Origin of the sequence: Streptomyces sp. NPDC007896, assembly GCF_042959425.1 — a bacterium.
Classification (GTDB): Bacteria; Actinomycetota; Actinomycetes; order Streptomycetales; family Streptomycetaceae; genus Streptomyces.
On record NZ_JBIBKX010000006.1, the window covers coordinates 158611 to 172333 of the forward strand.

The window sequence follows — 13723 nt, forward strand, 5'->3', positions numbered from 1 at the left end:
ATTTCGGTCGCGCTGGATGCGGACAGCCGCCGGGCTGGTCGCCTATGTTGGCCGTGACGAAACTGTGGACGATGCCCAGGGGCGCTGAAGCCCCTCGCAGGCATCATGTGGAGGAGGCGCTGTGAGCAGCGACCCGTGGGGCCGCGTCGACGAGACGGGGACCGTGTACGTGCGTACGGCCGACGGCGAGCAGGTCGTCGGTTCCTGGCAGGCCGGCTCCCCTGATGAGGCGCTGGCCTACTTCGAGCGCAAGTACGAAGGCCTGGTTGTCGAGATCGGCCTCCTCGAGCGACGAGTGAAAACCACCGACCTGTCGGCGAAGGACGCCCAGATCGCGATCGACCATATTCGCGGACAGGTGGACGCCCATCACGCGGTCGGCGATCTGGAGGCGCTGAAGAAGCGGCTGGACAAGCTCGTCGAGACGGTCGACGCGCGCCGTGAGGAGCGCAAGGTCCAGCGTGCGAAGCAGTCCGACGAGGCACGGCACTCCAAGGAGGCGCTGGTCGTCGAGGCGGAGGAGCTGGCGCAGAGCGACCAGTGGCGGGCGGCCGGTGAGCGGCTGCGCTCCCTGGTGGACACCTGGAAGGGGCTGCCGCGACTCGACCGCAAGTCGGACGACGAGCTGTGGCACCGCTTCTCGCACGCGCGCTCGGCGTTCTCCAAGCGCCGCAAGGCGCACTTCGCCTCGCTGGACGCGCAGCGCGAGGACGCCCGTAAGACCAAGGAGAAGCTGGTCGCGGAGGCCGAGTCGCTGTCCGCCTCCACGGACTGGGGTCCGACGGCGGCGCGTTACCGCGAGCTGATGGCGGACTGGAAGGCCGCGGGCCGCGCCCAGCGTGAGCACGAGGACGACCTGTGGAACCGCTTCCGCGGCGCCCAGGACGTGTTCTTCGCGGCGCGCAGCTCGGTCTTCGCCGAGCGGGACGCCGAGCAGTCGGAGAACCTGAAGCTCAAGGAGGAGCTGGCCGAGGAGGCCGAGAAGCTCGTCCCGGTGCAGGACCTGAAGGCCGCCCGCGCCGCCTTCCGTTCCATCAACGAGCGCTGGGAGGCCATCGGTCACGTGCCGCGCGACGCCCGCCCGAAGGTCGAGGGCCGGATGCACGCGGTGGAGCGGGCTCTGCAGGAGTCCGAGGAGGCCGAGTGGCGCCGGACCAACCCGGAGGCACGCGCGCGTGCCGAGGGTCTGACCGGTCAGCTGCAGGCCGCCGTGGACAAGCTCCAGGGCCAGATCGAGACGGCGCGTGCCGCGGGCAACACTTCGAGGGCCGACAAGCTCCAGAAGGAGCTCGATGGCCGTCAGGCGCTGCTGGACCAGGCGTTGAAGGGTCTGCAGGAGTTCGGCGGCTGAGGCGGCCGAGGCGGCTGGGTTTTCCCGCCACTACGTAGAGGGGCTCCCGTACGGTGCGTACGGGAGCCCCTCTACGTAGTGCCCGTTGACGGCGGCGGCCCGTCGACGAGCCGCCGGGACGCGGACGTCAGGACCCGTCGGAGGGCCTGCGCGCCGAGGTCACCCGGTACACGTCGTACACGCCTTCCACACCCCTGACCGCCTTCAGGACGTGCCCCAGGTGCTTGGGGTCGCCCATCTCGAAGGTGAAGCGGGAGGTGGCGACGCGGTCGCGGGAGGTCTGGACGGCCGCGGACAGGATGTTGACGTGCTGGTCGGACAGGACGCGGGTGACGTCCGACAGGAGCCGGGAGCGGTCCAGTGCCTCGACCTGGATGGCCACCAGGAAGACCGAGGACTGGGTGGGCGCCCACTCGACCTCGAGGATGCGCTCGGGCTCGCGGGAGAGCGAGTCGACGTTGACGCAGTCGCTGCGGTGCACCGATACGCCGCTGCCGCGGGTGACGAAGCCGATGATGGGGTCGCCGGGGACGGGCGTACAACAGCGGGCGAGCTTGACCCACACGTCCTCGACGCCCTTGACGACGACACCGGGGTCGGCGTTGGAGCGGCGCTTGCGGCCGCGGCCGCGCGCGGGCGGGACACTCTCGTCGATCTCCTCGGTGGCCGCCTCCTCGCCGCCGAGGGCCTGAACCAGCTTCTGCACGACGCTCTGCGCGGTGACATGGCCCTCGCCGATCGCCGCGTACAGCGAGGAGATGTCGGGGTAGCGCATCTCGTGCGCGAGGGTGACCAGGGAGTCGCCGGTGAGGATGCGCTGGATCGGCAGGTTCTGCTTGCGCATCGCGCGGGCGATGGCGTCCTTGCCCTGCTCGATCGCCTCGTCACGGCGCTCCTTGGAGAACCAGGCGCGGATCTTGTTGCGGGCGCGCGGGGACTTCACGAAGCCCAGCCAGTCGCGGGAGGGGCCCGCGCCGGCCGCCTTGGAGGTGAAGACCTCCACCAAGTCGCCGTTGTCCAGGGTGGATTCGAGCGGGACGAGGCGTCCGTTGACCCGTGCGCCTATCGTCCGGTGGCCGACCTCCGTGTGGACCGCGTACGCGAAGTCCACCGGTGTCGCGCCGGCCGGAAGCGCTATGACATCACCCTTGGGTGTGAAGACGAAGACCTCGTTGCGGGACAGGTCGAAGCGCAGGGACTCCAGGAACTCGCTCGGGTCCTCGGTCTCCTTCTGCCAGTCGAGCAACTGGCGCAGCCACGCCATGTCGTTGACGGTGTCCTGACCCGCGCTCCCCTTGGCAGCCCGGGGCACGTCCGTACGGATCTTGGAGGAACCGGCGACGGTCTCCTGCTTGTACTTCCAGTGCGCGGCGATGCCGTACTCGGCACGGCGGTGCATGTCGAACGTGCGGATCTGGAGTTCGACCGGCTTGCCGTTGGGCCCGATGACCGTCGTGTGCAGCGACTGGTACATGTTGAACTTGGGCATCGCGATGTAGTCCTTGAACCGGCCGGGGACCGGGTTCCATCGCGCGTGCACGGTGCCGAGGGCCGCGTAGCAGTCGCGGACGGTGTCCACGAGGACGCGGATGCCCACCAGGTCGTAGATCTCCGCGAAGTCACGGCCGCGGACGATCATCTTCTGGTAGACGGAGTAGTAGTGCTTCGGGCGGCCGGTGACCGTTGCCTTGATGCGGGCGGCGCGCAGGTCGGCCTGGACCTCGTCGGTCACTATGGCGAGGTATTCGTCGCGCTTGGGGGCGCGCTCGGCGACCAGGCGCACGATCTCGTCGTACATCTTGGGGTAGAGGATCGCGAACGCGAGGTCCTCCAGCTCCCACTTGATGGTGTTCATGCCCAGGCGGTGGGCGAGCGGCGCGTAGATCTCCAGGGTCTCGCGCGCCTTCTTCTCCTGCTTCTCGCGCTTGAGGTAGCGCATGGTGCGCATGTTGTGCAGGCGGTCGGCGAGCTTGATGACCAGGACGCGGGGGTCCTTGGCCATGGCGACGACCATCTTGCGGACGGTCTCGGCCTGCGCGGCCTCGCCGAACTTGACCTTGTCGAGCTTGGTGACGCCGTCGACGAGCAGGGCGACCTGGTCGCCGAAGTCGCGCTTGAGCGTGTCCAGGCCGTACTCGGTGTCCTCGACGGTGTCGTGCAGGAGACCGGCCATCAGCGTGGCGGGGTCCATGCCCAGCTCCGCCAGGATCGTCGTGACGGCGAGCGGATGCGTGATGTACGGGTCGCCGCTCTTGCGCTTCTGGCCGCGGTGCCAGCGCTCGGCGACCTGGTAGGCCTTCTCGATCTGTCGCAGCGTCGACGTCTCGATCTTCGGGTCGTTGCTGCGCACTATCCGCAGCAACGGCTCCAGGACCGGGTTGTACGGGTTCGAACGCTGCACGCCGAGCCGGGCCAGGCGGGCGCGGACGCGGTTGGAGGAGGAGCTGGGGCGGCCGGACGGGGCGGCCGTGGAACGGACCGCCGGGGTGTTCGCGGGGCGCTCGGGAGAAGCCGGCTTGGGGCGTGGCTGCTCGGCCGCCTTGTCGTCGGGCGCGGACTGGGCGTGCTCGACCGGCCCGCTCGTGGCGTTCTTGGCGGGCGTCGCCGCGGGGGCCGAGACAGGCTCGGGCTTGGCGGCGGTGAGTGGCTGGGCCTCGTCTGGCAAGAGGGCTCCTCGTGCGCGTTCCGGGTCCCCCGGTCAGGCTCCGGAAACCCCATGGTAGCGATCCTGGGCGTCGGGCTCGCTTTCGGCCGCTGGGGCGGCCTCGTACAGGAGGAACGCGAGAGGCGGGCTCCGGATTCCTCCGGGCCCGCCTCCGCGGTGTCCTACGGGTGTCTCAGGGCCTTCCCAGGCCTTTCCCGGGGCTTTCCCCCAGGTGTCGCGACGGCGGCCCTCAGACCTTGAGGAGCGCCTCCAGCGGAGCGCCCGCGAGAGCGGGCTCCAGACGGCCGCGGCCGCCCAGGAAACCGAGCTCCATCAGCACGGCGACGCCCGCGACCTCGGCGCCCGCCCGGCGGATGAGCTGAAGCGAGGCTTCGGCGGTGCCGCCGGTGGCGAGGACGTCGTCGACGACCAGGACGCGGTCGGCCCCGCTCAGGTCCTCGGCGTGCACCTCGATCTCGGCGGAGCCGTACTCCAGGTCGTACGACTGCGACAGGGTCGCTCCGGGGAGCTTGCCCGCCTTGCGTACGGGGATGAAGCCGATCCCGGCGCGGACGGCGACGGGGGCACCGAGGATGAAGCCGCGGGCCTCCAGACCGACGATCTTCGTGGCCTCGGCCCGCACGGCGATCTCCGCCAGCGCGTCGGTGAGCGCCGTGAAGGCCGCCGGGTCCGCCAGGAGCGGGGTGATGTCCTTGAACATCACCCCCGGCTCCGGGTAGTCGGCCACGTCGCGGATACGGCTGAGCAGCAGCGTCGTGATGTCCGTGAGCTCGGTCATCGGCGCTTCCCCGAGGGTCGGCCACGGCCCCGATTGCGGGACGCGGGCTGGTTGCGCGGGCCGACGACCATGGGCGCGTCGTCCTCCGGCTCGTCGTCCAGCATCACGTCGGTGATCTCGGTCTCCAGGGGCTCGCCCTTGGCGGCGGCCTGGGCCCGCTTGGCGAGGACGCGCTTCCTGAGGGCCTTCATCTGCGGCTCGCGCTCCTTGAGGTCGGCGACGAGCGGCGTGGCGATGAAGATCGAGGAGTACGCACCGGCCGCGAGGCCGACGAACAGCGACAGCGAGATGTCGTTGAGCATGCCGGCGCCGAGGACACCGCCACCGATGAACAGCAGGCCGGCGACCGGCAGCAGCGCGACCACCGTGGTGTTGATCGAACGGACCAGAGTGCCGTTGATCGAGCGGTCGGCGATCTCGCTGTACGTGTAGCGGGTCTGCTTGGTGATGTCCTTCGTCTGCTCCTTGAGGCTGTCGAAGACGACGACCGTGTCGTAGAGCGAGTAACCGAGGATGGTGAGCAGACCGATCACGGTGCCCGGGGTGACCTCGAAGCCGACCAGGGCGTAGATGCCGACCGTGATCGTGATGTCGTGGATCAGGGCCACGAGCGCGGCCACGGCCATGCGCCACTCGAACGCGATCGCCAGGTAGATCACGACGAGGACCATGAAGATCGCCAGGCCCTCCCAGGCCTTGTTGGCGATCTGGTCACCCCAGCTGGGGCCGACCAGGTCCGCGTTGATCGACTCCGTGTTGACGTTCAGGTCCTTGGCGAGGTCGTCCTTGATCTTGTCGGACTTGTCCGTGTCGATGCCGGCGACCTGGATGCGCAGTCCGCCGTTGCCGAGCTTCTGGACGACCGCGTCGTGGCCGGACGAGTTCTGCGCGTACGTCTCGGCCTGGGCCACCGAGACGCTGGTCTTCCCGGTGGTGAAGACGGCGCCGCCCTGGAACTCGATGCCCATGTTCAGGCCGCGCACCGTCAGGCCGAGGATGGCCGTGATGGTGATCAGGATCGAGATGCCGTACCAGATCTTGCGCTTGCCGACGAAGTCGTAGCCGATCTCGCCGCGGTGGAGCCGGGCGCCGAGGGTGCCGAGTTTCGACATCTCACGCCTCCTTCGGGTCGACGGGGGCGGAGGGACGGCGCGTACGGCGCAGCGGGGGCTTGGCGCCCAGGGCCTTGGGGTCGAGGCCGGACCACTTGTTGCCGCTCGCGTAGAACTTCCGGCGGGCGAGGAGCGTCATCAGCGGCTTGGTGAAGAAGAACACGACGACCACGTCGAGCACCGTGGTCAGACCGAGCGTGAACGCGAAGCCCTGGACCTTGCCGACGGTGACGATGAAGAGCACAGCGGCGGCGAGGAACGACACGAAGTCGGAGACCAGGATGGTGCGCCGGGCGCGCGGCCAGGCACGCTCCACGGCCGGGCGCAGGGAGCGGCCCTCGCGGATCTCGTCCCGGATGCGTTCGAAGAACACGATGAACGAGTCCGCTGTGATTCCGATCGCGACGATCGCACCACAGACCGCAGGCAGGTTCAGCGCGAAGCCGATGGTGGGACCGAGCAGCGCCATGATCACGTACGTGAGGGCGCCCGAGACCAGCAGGGAGGGGATGGCGATGATCGACAGGCCCCGGTAGTAGACCACCAGGTAGATGACGACCAGGCCGAGGCCGATGGCGCCCGCGATCAGACCGGCGTGCAGCTGCTCGCCGCCGAGCGCGGCGGTCACCGTGGTGACGCTCGACTCCTTGAAGTCGAGCGGCAGCGAGCCGTACTTCAGCATGTTCGCCAGGCTCTGTGCCTCGGTCTGGTCGAAGCTGCCGGAGATCTCCGCGTTGCCGCCGGTCAGCGCCTGGCTGACTGACGGGTCGGAGACGACCTCACCGTCGAGGACGATCGCGAACTGGTTCTGCGGCTGCTGGTTCTTCGCGAGCTTGCCGGTGATGTCGGCGAACCTCTTGGAGCCACCGGAGGTGAACTCCATGGTGACCTTCCAGCCCGCCGCGCTCTGGGTGTCGAAGACCGCCGCGGCGCTCTTGATGTCCGTGCCCTTGACCTCGGCGGGGCCGAGGACGTACTTCTGCCACTGGCCCGAGGAGTTCTTGCCACAGGCGATGGTGGTGTCGGTGGGCTTGGAGCCCTCGCCGGCCTTGGCGCGCTGCGCCTTGTCCGTGCAGTCGAGCGCCGTGTACTGGGCCTGGAGTTTGGTGGCCGCGGCGCTGGCGCTCGCGCTCGCGCTGCTGCTCGCCGACGGCGAGGCGCTGGAGGAGGCCGAAGGGCTGGCCGAGGAGCTCGCGGAGCTGCTCGCGGACGGCGTGGAGTCCGCCTTCAGGGCGTCGGTGACCGCGCGGCCCTGGGAGGTGGCGGAGGACGTCGGGCTCGCGGAGCTCGACGAGGTCGCCTTGTCCGTGGCCTTCGAGGAGGAGCTGCTCGAGGCGCTGGGCGACGGGCTGGCCGTCGCGGCCGAACCGGAGACCTCGGTGGTCAGGACCGGACGGAAGTAGAGCTTCGCGGTGGTGCCGACCTGGTCCCGGGCCTCCTTGGAGTTCGTGCCCTTGGGGATGTTGACAATGATGTTGTCGGATCCCTGGGTCTGCACCTCGGCCTCAGAGACGCCGAGACCGTTGACACGGCGGTTCATGATGTCGACCGCGGTGTTCATGTTGGTCTTGTTGATCGCGTTCGGCTGGCCCGGCTCGTTCTTCGCCGTGAGCGTGATGCTCGTGCCGCCGGCGAGGTCGATGCCGAGACGCGGGGTGGGATGCCCGGAGAGGAACATCCCCCCCGTGAGCGCCGCGATGGCGATCAGGATGAAGGCCAGCGAGCGCCCCGGCCTGCTCTGGGCGCTCGCGCTCCGGCCCTTCTTCGGTGCTGCCACCTTCTCGTACTCCCTCTCGGGCCGCCGTGCGCGGGGTCAGCGCGGGGGCGGCCATGACATGGTGTCGGGATTCCGTGCGAAAACGCAGGTCCCGGAGGTGCGGAGCGCAAGCGGATCGCGCCGCGTCCCCGGGGCGTGACTACTTCGCGTCGGACTCGCCGTCGGTCTTCTTCGGCTCTGCTTCGTCGGCCTCGTCGGCCTTCGCCTCGGCGGGCTTGTCGGACGGCTCGGCGGCCACGTCCTTCTTGCCGAGGTCGAGGGGCTTGTCGTCGGAGGCGTCGGAAGAGGCGTCGGCGGCGGGCTCGTCGGTCTCGGTGAGGGAGGAGGCGTCGTCGGGAACAACCGACCCGTCCGCATCCAGGTCGTGCTCGGCGCCGTGGACGATGCGGTTGTACTCGTCGTCGGAAAGCACGGCGCCGATCGCGTTCTTCGCAAACAGCAGGTCGACGCCCGGGGCGGCGTCAAGGAGGACCGAGTCCTCGTTGACCTCCTTGACAGTGGCGTACATGCCACCGATCGTGCGCACGCCGGAGCCGGGCTGCAGCTCATTGCGCATGGAAGCGGCCTGCTGCTGCTTCTTCTTGGCCGACCGGGTCATCAGGAACATGGCCCCGATGAGCACGATGAACGGGAGGAGGGTCACGAGACTCACGGGTCGGAACTTCCTTCTTCGACCGCGATGGTGAGCGGCCTGCTGGATGGGGGTATGTATGCCGTCGACAAGGGCGGCATCGGCGGAGTCTAAGCGAGTCCGCACTCAGGGAACAACGCTCAGCATGGCACCGGGGTTCCTGACCCCGCGAGTGCCCGCGCCGTCACGCCCCGAACAGGTCCCCTTGTCCGTTTCCCCCCGCTGACCGGCGCGGCGGCGTCAGACCGAGATGGGCCCATGCGGCCGGGGTCGCCACCCGGCCGCGCGGTGTACGGGCGAGCAGTCCCTCCCGTACGAGGAAGGGCTCGGCGACCTCCTCGACGGTCTCGCGCTCCTCCCCCACCGCGACCGCGAGCGTGGACAGACCGACCGGGCCGCCGCCGAACAGCTTGAGCAGGGCCTCCAGGACACCGCGGTCGAGCCGGTCGAGGCCGCGGGCGTCGACCTCGTAGACCTTGAGCGCGGCCGCGGCGATCTCGCGCGTGATGATCCCGTCCGCCTTGACCTGCGCGTAGTCCCGGACGCGGCGCAGCAGACGGTTGGCGATACGGGGCGTGCCGCGGGAGCGCCCCGCGATCTCGGCGGCGCCTTCCGAGCCGATCTCCACGTCGAGGAGATTCGCGGAGCGGTGGATGACGCGCTGGAGCTCCGCGGGCTCGTAGAACTCCATGTGCGCGGTGAAGCCGAAGCGGTCGCGCAGCGGGGGCGGCAGCAGACCCGCGCGTGTGGTGGCGCCGACCAGCGTGAACGGCGGCAGCTCCAGCGGGATCGCGGTGGCGCCGGGGCCCTTGCCGACGATCACGTCGACGCGGAAGTCCTCCATCGCCATGTAGAGCATCTCCTCGGCGGGCCGGGACATGCGGTGGATCTCGTCCAGGAACAGCACCTCGCCCTCCTGGAGCGAGGAGAGGATCGCCGCCAGGTCACCGGCGTGCTGGATGGCGGGGCCGCTGGTGATGCGGATGGGGGCGCCCATCTCGGCGGCGATGATCATCGAGAGGGTGGTCTTGCCGAGGCCGGGGGCGCCGGAGAGCAGCACGTGGTCGGCGGTGGCTCCGCGCGCCCGGGCGGCGCGCAGCACGAGGTCGAGCTGCTCGCGCACCTTCTCCTGGCCGATGAACTCGTCCAGGTCCTTGGGGCGCAGGGCCGCCTCGACGGCCTGGTCCTCACGGTCGGCGGACGCGCCGACGAGCCGCTCGGCGTCGCTCTCGTCGGTCGTGTCGTCCCAGTTCACTGAAGTTCTCCTAGCCGTGGCATGCCGGCTGTGTCATCGGGTCGGGGGTCCCGGGGGCTCCCCGGGAAGGCACAGCGTGCACGTGTGCCTCGCGGTCTGGTGGTCGGGCGGCCGGTGGTTCAGCGGGCGCGGTTGAGGGTCTGGAGGGCGGCCTTGAGCAGCTGGCCCACCTGGGGTGTGCCCTCGGCGGCCTCGGCCTGCGGGGCGACGGCGGAGACGGCCTCGTCGGCCTCGCGCGTGGCGTACCCGAGGCCGATCAGCGCGGCGTGCAACTGGTCGCGCCAGCCGGTGCTGACCGGAGCGCCGATGCCGGTGCTCGTGCCGAGGGGCTCGCCGAGCCGGTCCTTGAGCTCCAGCAGGAGCTTCTGGGCTCCCCTCTTGCCGATGCCGGGAACGGCCGTGAGCGTCTTCTCGTCACCCGTGGCGATCGCGCGGCGCAGGGCGTCGGGCGAGTGGGTGGCGAGCATGGCCTGCGCGAGGCGCGGGCCGACACCGCTGGCGGTCTGGAGCAGCTCGAAGGTCCCGCGCTCGTCGTCGTCCGCGAAGCCGTACAGCGTCAGGGAGTCCTCGCGCACGACGAGGGAGGTGGCGAGCTTGGTCTGCTGTCCCATCCGGAGCCCTGAGAGCGTATTGGGCGAGCACTGGACGGCGATGCCGATGCCGCCGACCTCGACGACCGCGGAGTCCGGGGCGAGGGCGGCGACCGGGCCGCTGACGAAGGCGATCATGCGGTACGGCCTTTCGAAGCGTGCTGCGATGCGGGTTTCGACGCGTGCAGGGCGGCGGCCTGTTGGAGCCGGTTCTGCGCGACGGCCTGCTGGAGTCGATTCTGCGCGGGGGCGCGCCAGATGTGACAGATGGCGAGGGCGAGGGCGTCCGCGGCGTCGGCGGGCTTGGGCGGCGCGTCGAGCCTGAGCAGCCTCGTGACCATGGCACCGACCTGGGCCTTGTCCGCGCGTCCGCTGCCGGTGACGGCGGCCTTGACCTCGCTCGGGGTGTGCAGGGCGACCGTCAGGCCGCGGCGGGCGGCGCAGAGCATGGCGACGGCGCTGGCCTGGGCCGTGCCCATCACCGTCCGCACGTTGTGCTGGCTGAACACCCGCTCCACGGCGACGACTTCGGGCTCGTACTCGTCGAGCCACTGCTCGATGCCCTGCTCGATGGCGACGAGGCGCAGGCCCAACTCGGCGTCCACCGGAGTGCGTACGACTCCGACGCCGCGCAGGGTCAGGGGTCGGCCCGCGACGCCTTCGACCACCCCGACACCGCATCGGGTCAGTCCCGGGTCAACGCCCAGCACCCGCACCCCAAACCCCCCTTTGCGGCTGAGCCGCCGCCGCTCTCGCGGAAGTGGCCGATCGCCGTCGTGGTTCCTCGATCGATGGTTGCGGTCCGGTGGACTGCGATCATCATCCGTCCCCGACAGGCTAACCGCTGCCACTGACAACGACGGCGGGCCGGCAGGACGTGTCCCGCGGGCCCGCCGAAATGAATCCTTGGCAGCTCAGGCGTCGACCTTGGCCATCACGTCGTCGCTCACGTCGAAGTTGGCGAAGACGTTCTGCACGTCGTCGCTGTCCTCCAGGGCGTCGATCAGCTTGAAGATCTTCCGGGCGCCCTCTTCGTCGAGCTCGACCTGCATGGTCGGGACGAAGTTGGCCTCGGCGGAGTCGTAGTCGACGCCGGCGTCCTGGAGGGCCGTGCGGACCGCGACCAGGTCGGTGGCCTCGGAGATGACCTCGAAGGACTCGCCGAGGTCGTTGACCTCTTCGGCACCCGCGTCGAGCACGGCACCCAGGACGTCGTCCTCGGTCAGCTCGCCCTTGGGGACGATGACGACGCCCTTGCGGTTGAAGAGGTACGAGACGGAGCCCGGGTCGGCCATGTTGCCGCCGTTGCGCGTCATGGCGACGCGGACGTCCGAGGCGGCACGGTTGCGGTTGTCGGTGAGGCACTCGATGAGCACCGCGACACCGTTCGGCCCGTAACCCTCGTACATGATCGTCTCGTAGTCGGCGCCACCGGCCTCGAGACCGGCGCCGCGCTTGACCGCGGAGTCGATGTTCTTGTTCGGGACCGAGCTCTTCTTGGCCTTCTGGATGGCGTCGAACAGCGTCGGGTTGCCGCCCGGGTCAGCGCCACCGGTGCGGGCCGCGACCTCGATGTTCTTGATCATCTTCGCGAAGAGCTTGCCGCGCTTGGCGTCGATCACGGCCTTCTTGTGCTTCGTCGTAGCCCATTTAGAGTGGCCGGACATCTGCCTGTCTCCTTCGCGTAACCCATCCTGTACGAACTCCCCCGGACCTTGAGGATCTGGGGGACCCCCAGATCCTACAAGGACTCCGGTATCCGGTTCGCGCGCACCATGTCGACGAACAGGCCGTGCACGCGGTGGTCGCCGGTGAGTTCCGGGTGGAACGACGTGGCGAGCGCGGTGCCCTGACGTACGGCGACGATGTGACCCTCGTGCTCGGCGAGCACTTCGGCCGCGGCGCCCACGGACTCGACCCAGGGGGCGCGGATGAAGACGCCCTCTACAGGATCGCCCTCGACGCCCCGGACGTCGACCGCCGCTTCGAAGGACTCGTTCTGACGTCCGAAGGCGTTGCGGCGCACGATCATGTCGATGCCGCCGATCGTCTCCTGGCCCGAGCGCGGGTCGAGGATCTTGTCGGCGAGCATGATCATGCCGGCGCAGGTGCCGTAGACCGGCATGCCGCCGCGCACACGCGCGCGGAGGGGCTCCATCATGCCGAACAGGACGGCCAGCTTGGAGATGGTGGTGGACTCGCCGCCGGGGATGACCAGGCCGTCCACCTCGGCGAGCTCCTCGGGACGCCGCACCGGCCTGGCCACGGCGTCCGCCGAGGCCAGGGCGATGAGGTGCTCCCGTACGTCGCCCTGGAGTGCCAGGACGCCTATGACAGGTGCGTCAGTCATGTACGTGATGCCTTTGTCCGGTCTCTGGTGTCCGGCCTCTTACCAGCCGCGGTTGGCGTAGCGCTCGGTCTCGGGGAGGGTGTCGCAGTTGATGCCGACCATGGCCTCGCCCAGGTTGCGGGAGGCGTCCGCGATGATCTTCGGGTCGTCGTAGAAGGTGGTCGCCTTCACGATGGCGGCGGCGCGCTTGGCCGGGTCGCCGGACTTGAAGATGCCGGAGCCCACGAAGACGCCCTCGGCGCCGAGCTGACGCATGAGAGCGGCGTCGGCGGGGGTCGCGACACCACCGGCGGAGAACAGCACGACCGGGAGCTTGCCGAGCTCGGCGACCTCCTTGACCAGCTCGTACGGGGCGCGCAGGTCCTTGGCGGCGGCGTACAGCTCGTTGTTGTCGAAGCCGCGCAGCCGGGCGATCTCGTTCTTGATCTGGCGCAGGTGACGGACGGCCTCGACGACGTTGCCGGTGCCGGCCTCGCCCTTGGAGCGGATCATGGCGGCGCCCTCGGCGATGCGGCGCAGGGCCTCGCCCAGGTTGGTGGCACCGCAGACGAAGGGGGTCGTGAAGGCCCACTTGTCGGAGTGGTTGACCTCGTCGGCCGGGGTGAGGACCTCGGACTCGTCGATGTAGTCGACACCGAGGGACTGGAGGACCTGGGCCTCGACGAAGTGGCCGATGCGGGACTTGGCCATGACGGGGATGGAGACCGCGTCGATGATCTCCTCGATCATGTTCGGGTCCGACATACGGGCCACGCCGCCGTCCTTGCGGATGTCGGCGGGCACCCGCTCGAGGGCCATGACGGCCACGGCGCCGGCGTCCTCGGCGATCTTCGCCTGCTCGGCGTTGACCACGTCCATGATCACGCCGCCCTTGAGCTGCTCCGCCATGCCGCGCTTGACGCGGGCGGTGCCGGTTGCGGCGTTCTCGGCGGACTGGGCGGTGTTGGAGAGCGTGCTGGACACGGATTGACCTCACTCGGTGAAAGAGGGTTTCTGCAGCACTGAGGAAACGTGAGTGGACCAGTCCACAACAAGGGCCAATGGGGAGCCGGTGGATCCTTTTCGCCCCCGCATCGGCCTGCACGGCCTCGTCCCCGAACGCCGGACAGGCTGAAAGATGCGCGCAGCGCCCCTTCAGGGGCGCGGGGAACTGCGCGGCCCGCCGGGCCCGCAGCCCCGGAGCAGCGCCCACCCACCCGCGGCCGAAAGCAACC

12 protein-coding genes are annotated in these 13723 nt (G+C 69.6%); 1 reads left to right on the forward strand and 11 read right to left on the reverse strand.

Annotated elements, in window-relative coordinates:
• The first annotated feature begins 121 nt into the window (after positions 1-121).
• Positions 122-1351 (forward strand): DUF349 domain-containing protein, encoded by a 1230-nt coding sequence (locus ACFZDJ_RS20860; RefSeq protein WP_390936701.1) that lies wholly within the window; start codon positions 122-124, stop codon positions 1349-1351.
• A gap of 127 nt (positions 1352-1478) precedes the next feature.
• Here ACFZDJ_RS20860 and ACFZDJ_RS20865 read toward each other — a convergent pair whose 3' ends face one another.
• The 11 genes from ACFZDJ_RS20865 to pdxS all read right to left on the reverse strand — a co-directional run bounded on the left by ACFZDJ_RS20865 (position 1479) and on the right by pdxS (position 13472).
• Positions 1479-4016, reverse strand: a complete 2538-nt coding sequence (locus tag ACFZDJ_RS20865; RefSeq protein ID WP_384906190.1) for a RelA/SpoT family protein — start codon at positions 4014-4016, stop codon at positions 1479-1481.
• Between the two features lie 229 nt (positions 4017-4245).
• A complete protein-coding gene (locus tag ACFZDJ_RS20870; protein ID WP_168507306.1) occupies positions 4246-4794 on the reverse strand; it encodes an adenine phosphoribosyltransferase in 549 nt (182 codons plus the stop codon).
• Positions 4791-5906, reverse strand: a complete 1116-nt coding sequence (gene secF, locus ACFZDJ_RS20875) for a protein translocase subunit SecF (protein WP_391060708.1) — start codon at positions 5904-5906, stop codon at positions 4791-4793. Before secF ends, ACFZDJ_RS20870 begins: the two co-directional genes overlap by 4 nt.
• A 1-nt stretch (position 5907) precedes the next feature.
• A complete protein-coding gene (gene secD / locus ACFZDJ_RS20880; RefSeq protein WP_391060710.1) occupies positions 5908-7683 on the reverse strand; it encodes a protein translocase subunit SecD in 1776 nt (591 codons plus the stop codon).
• Positions 7684-7822: 139 nt separating this feature from the next.
• Entirely contained in the window at positions 7823-8335 is a 513-nt protein-coding gene (gene yajC / locus ACFZDJ_RS20885; protein ID WP_384906193.1) for a preprotein translocase subunit YajC, read from the reverse strand.
• Between the two features lie 163 nt (positions 8336-8498).
• Positions 8499-9569: a Holliday junction branch migration DNA helicase RuvB gene (gene ruvB, locus ACFZDJ_RS20890; protein ID WP_390936707.1), complete on the reverse strand. Its 1071-nt coding sequence runs from the start codon at positions 9567-9569 to the stop codon at positions 8499-8501.
• 119 nt (positions 9570-9688) lie between these two features.
• Positions 9689-10297, reverse strand: coding sequence for a Holliday junction branch migration protein RuvA (gene ruvA / locus ACFZDJ_RS20895; protein ID WP_097226432.1), 609 nt, complete (start codon positions 10295-10297; stop codon positions 9689-9691).
• Positions 10294-10875 carry a crossover junction endodeoxyribonuclease RuvC gene (ruvC, locus tag ACFZDJ_RS20900; RefSeq protein ID WP_391060713.1) on the reverse strand — a complete coding sequence of 194 codons (582 nt, stop codon included), beginning with the start codon at positions 10873-10875 and terminating at the stop codon, positions 10294-10296. The genes ruvA and ruvC overlap by 4 nt, the downstream gene beginning before the upstream one ends.
• A 198-nt stretch (positions 10876-11073) precedes the next feature.
• On the reverse strand, positions 11074-11826 hold the full coding sequence (locus ACFZDJ_RS20905) for a YebC/PmpR family DNA-binding transcriptional regulator (protein WP_054233944.1): 753 nt from the start codon (positions 11824-11826) through the stop codon (positions 11074-11076).
• A 74-nt stretch (positions 11827-11900) separates the two neighbouring features.
• Entirely contained in the window at positions 11901-12509 is a 609-nt protein-coding gene (gene pdxT / locus ACFZDJ_RS20910; RefSeq protein WP_101406234.1) for a pyridoxal 5'-phosphate synthase glutaminase subunit PdxT, read from the reverse strand.
• Between the two features lie 39 nt (positions 12510-12548).
• Complete coding sequence (pdxS, locus tag ACFZDJ_RS20915; RefSeq protein ID WP_168507316.1) at positions 12549-13472, reverse strand: pyridoxal 5'-phosphate synthase lyase subunit PdxS; 924 nt, start codon at positions 13470-13472, stop codon at positions 12549-12551.
• Positions 13473-13723 lie beyond the last annotated feature (251 nt).

Coding starts and splice junctions, on each gene's coding strand:
- secF (WP_391060708.1), bottom strand. CDS start 5,906: ATGTCGAAACTCGGCACCCTCGGCGCCCGGCTCCACCGCGGCGAGATC.
- ruvA (WP_097226432.1), bottom strand. CDS start 10,297: ATGATCGCCTTCGTCAGCGGCCCGGTCGCCGCCCTCGCCCCGGACTCC.
- ACFZDJ_RS20905 (WP_054233944.1), bottom strand. CDS start 11,826: ATGTCCGGCCACTCTAAATGGGCTACGACGAAGCACAAGAAGGCCGTG.
- pdxT (WP_101406234.1), bottom strand. CDS start 12,509: ATGACTGACGCACCTGTCATAGGCGTCCTGGCACTCCAGGGCGACGTA.
- ACFZDJ_RS20870 (WP_168507306.1), bottom strand. CDS start 4,794: ATGACCGAGCTCACGGACATCACGACGCTGCTGCTCAGCCGTATCCGC.